The sequence below is a fragment of the Poseidonocella sp. HB161398 genome (assembly GCF_005870025.1).
Classification (GTDB): Bacteria; Pseudomonadota; Alphaproteobacteria; order Rhodobacterales; family Rhodobacteraceae; genus Mangrovicoccus.
Map to the genome: position 1 here is coordinate 1 of NZ_VATA01000295.1, position 529 is coordinate 529.

At 68.1% G+C, this 529-nt stretch carries 2 protein-coding genes; both read right to left on the reverse strand.

Annotated features, from left to right (window positions below; translation table 11 throughout):
• Positions 1-350: IS66 family insertion sequence element accessory protein TnpB (gene tnpB, locus FGX59_RS37325; protein ID WP_138473514.1), on the reverse strand; the 350-nt coding region annotated here is incomplete at its 3' end.
• The coding region (locus tag FGX59_RS38485; RefSeq protein WP_370296528.1) for a hypothetical protein at positions 283-529 on the reverse strand (247 nt) is incomplete at its 5' end. The genes FGX59_RS38485 and tnpB, both read right to left, overlap by 68 nt.

Consider the following 529-nt stretch of genomic DNA (forward strand, 5'->3'; position numbering starts at 1 on the left):
AACAGCGCCTCGAACTGCGCCCGGTTCAGCGACATCACCCCGTCGGTCACGGGAGGCCAGACGAAGCCCGATTCCTCCAGCCGCTTATAAGCCATCACCAATCCAGTGGGCTCCGCCCGTTCTTGCCTCGAACCGTCCCCCGGACGGTTCGCCGCTTCGCGGACCGGCGCAAACTCCCAGAACAGCAGCTTCAGGCGGTCCATGCGCTTCGAGCGGAACACGAAGACAGCCCCGGCGAAGGGATCCTCTTTCAGGACCGACTGCACCAGCACGGCCAGGCCGTCATGGCTCTTGCGGAAATCCACGGGCTTCGTCGCGATCAGGATCCGCACCCGGTCCGACGGGATCATGCCAGCGCCCGCACCACGGCGGCGATCCTTCTGCCGAGGCCCCGGGCTCGAGCCGCACCGTCACCGCGCCGACGGCGATCTCGACGCTGCCGCCTGCCAATGGTGGCTCCGCAGCGGGCTCCGGCGTGGCCACCATCAGCGACACGAACTCCATCGCGTCTTCGGGGGCAGGCAGCACG